General features: G+C 42.7%; 3 protein-coding genes and 1 pseudogene. 1 reads left to right on the top strand and 3 read right to left on the bottom strand.

The features are described 5' to 3' along the window. Positions 1–87 precede the first annotated feature (87 nt). Complete coding sequence (locus LC653_RS45605; protein WP_308189276.1) at positions 88–663, top strand: group II intron maturase-specific domain-containing protein; 576 nt, start codon at positions 88–90, stop codon at positions 661–663. A gap of 193 nt (positions 664–856) precedes the next feature. On the opposite strand, the gene LC653_RS45600 is transcribed toward LC653_RS45605, so the two are convergent. The 3 genes and pseudogenes from LC653_RS45600 to LC653_RS45590 all read right to left on the bottom strand — a co-directional run. Next, complete coding sequence (locus LC653_RS45600) at positions 857–1876, bottom strand: hypothetical protein (protein WP_229501807.1); 1020 nt, start codon at positions 1874–1876, stop codon at positions 857–859. Beyond that, positions 1873–2307, bottom strand: a complete 435-nt coding sequence (locus LC653_RS45595; RefSeq protein WP_229501806.1) for a hypothetical protein — start codon at positions 2305–2307, stop codon at positions 1873–1875. The genes LC653_RS45600 and LC653_RS45595 overlap by 4 nt, the downstream gene beginning before the upstream one ends. A 177-nt stretch (positions 2308–2484) precedes the next feature. Continuing rightward, positions 2485–2677, bottom strand: a pseudogene (locus tag LC653_RS45590) (hypothetical protein); the annotation flags it as partial.

Raw genomic sequence — 2677 nt, 5'->3', positions numbered from 1 at the left:
AGCTTAATACAGGCAAATGTACGGCTGGTATAGATGGGATGAGAAACCTCAACTGCTATCAACGCTTGACACTTGCTACACAACTAAATATCAACCATTGGCAGCACGCCAAGCTCAGAAGAGTATGGATACCAAAAACAAATCAAATCCTCTCTAAAGGACTCAAATTATACACTTGAGCAACGCATAGCGAGGGTATCCAGCATCATCAGAGGTTGGAGAAAATACCATCAATACTGCGATATGAGCCAACACGCGCTGTGGCATATAAGTTACTGGGCATGGAAATTCATCCGCAAACAGGGGCGGTTTAACCGATGGCAAACCAATGGAATTATGAAAGAAGTAGCTCCAACGGTTCCCTGGTCAGCAGCAAAATTTGTCAAAGTCAAGGGAAATAAAAGCCCATATGACGGAGACTTGCTCTACTGGTCAAAACGTAACTCCGTATTATATGACGGAGCTACAGCTAAAACACTCGCCAAGCAGCAGTTTAAGTGCCAACACTGCAACCTGTCTTTTTTGCCTGATGACCTAATAGAGTTACATCACGTTGATGGCAACCATAATCATTGGAAGTCAAGCAATTTGGTGGCTCTACATCGTCACTGTCATCAGCACCAGACAATACACTCGTTAAAACAAGGTAAATCTGGGAGATAGTCGAGAGACTTATGAAACTTAAAGCCGTGTGCGGCGAAAGCTTCATGCACGGTTTGGCAGGAGAGGTGTCTGGTGGCAACATCAGCATCGACTCTAACAATCAGACGACCGTTGCGGGTTGACACTGGCGTTAACAGGGAGCTTCCACGGTGAAACAGGTTCCCCGAACAAGGATAGCATCAAATTTCATAATCTAATCAATAGCTTGGATCACAACATCACCAGTAGTGCCAGCGGCCGTATTAAAAGGTAAGTTTGCGGAAATTGTAGCGCTTGCTGTTTCTAAATCAAAGATGATTTGCACGTTATTTGGTTGGTTTTCAGCCGGGGTAACGGCTTTTTCAGCCGCCGCTAAAACGCTAGCAACTTCTAGTAGTGCTTCTGGTAAAGTATCAGAGCTTAAATCACCACCACCATTGGTAAATGCTGAATAAGTAGTCCCTAAATAATCGCTCACAGCTACACCAACAGATCCCCCTACTTGAATACCTGTTGAAATTGGTAATGTAGCAGCAATCGCAATTGTTCCAGTATCGAAACTGACAGTAGTGGAAAGATTTCGGCGTGGTGGTAAGCCGGGATTAGCACCGTTTCTGAGATTTTCCGCCGCATCTAAAGCGCGGGCAACTTCAAATAATGCCTGGGGTATTTGAGTTGATTTTAAAGTTCCTGCTGTTCCTGGATCAAAAATACTCATTTTGTTCTGGTCGTAATGGATGTAGTAGCCGTATTTGTAAAAGGTCTTTATTGCAGTAGTTACGAGCCTACCGTTAACAACTGAAACAGCAGCAGCTTGAGCTGCTGAATAAGCAGCTTGTCCTAAAATAGCTACCGAGTTGTCAGTTATGTTGTGCAGCCATCCACGAAATTGTCCACACAAAAAACCTGGTACAGCCGCATGTACAAGATATATGCCAGCTTGTAAGGTAATTTGATTATTAAAAAGAGATAGCCAGGATGCGCTATCAATAATTGTGTTTAATACCCTTGTAATATCTGTGTTAGCTGTTGCTGCCCCCGACTGAGTATCATAGGCTTTCACGTCTCCAACACGAGCATATGTAATAGTATTCCCGCTCGAAATACCCTGTTGAGCATATGTTTTCAAAGTGGAAGCTTTGACTTTTCTAGTAGTGCTAGTCTCAGCGTCCCAACTTAGTACTAAATCGTTGTCTGTTAGAATTGGAAGTTCCGGCTTGTCAACTATTTTCATAATTGCGTGTAAATGTTGACGATAATTTGATGGTTGATGTATCGCTGATTATCAAGCGTGCTAAAAAAAGCCTTCCAAGAAATCATTTGTAGGAATTCAAAAGCTTCCGAGTTGTCGTAAGTAATCGGCTGGTTGTTCTCGTCGGTTATCGGCTCGCTGTCCTCGTCTGTGATTACTCCTTGAAAATTATTTAATGCAGTAATCAAGATTCCAACTAGCAAACTTTCAGCAGTATTATTGGCAGCAAGTGTCAATCTCAGCAAATCAGTTTTTTGAATAATCAAAACACTTGTATCTTGAAAAGCCCCCTCGCCAAATAGTTGAGCAAGGGAAAGGGATTGCATATATGTTCGTTGAGCGCTGGGGACATTTGACAATTGGCTCAACTTCTGAGTCATCATACCAATAATGAGCGCTGTTTTGAGTTGCAAGGTATGCTTTGTCTAATACATCCTGAATATGATAATTTTCTGGCACATCTTTTAGGTGGTGCAACTTTGCAACTAATTTCAATTGCTCAAATGGAATATAAGAAATTCCTGACAAGTACAAAGAGGCTGTGTAGCCTGATTCTAAGAACAATTTCGTATTCAGGTAAACCGCAATAATCAATTTTGACCTCCGCGCTGCTGACGGATTAACTTTTCAATTTCCACCGGGGTTACACCATCCCCGATCGCAATCTCAACTTCCTCCTTCCTACTTTGGGCTAACTGCGATGGCACATTCCCCCCGCTGATGTGCCGATGCCTAATCTTCCCCCCAGTCTTCCAGCAGTAGCGGTAATAATGATTATCTTTG

The organism is Nostoc mirabile CHAB5784 (assembly GCF_020829645.1).
GTDB classification, from domain to species: Bacteria; Cyanobacteriota; Cyanobacteriia; order Cyanobacteriales; family Nostocaceae; genus Nostoc; species Nostoc mirabile.
This window is presented reverse-complemented; position numbering and strand designations above follow the sequence as displayed.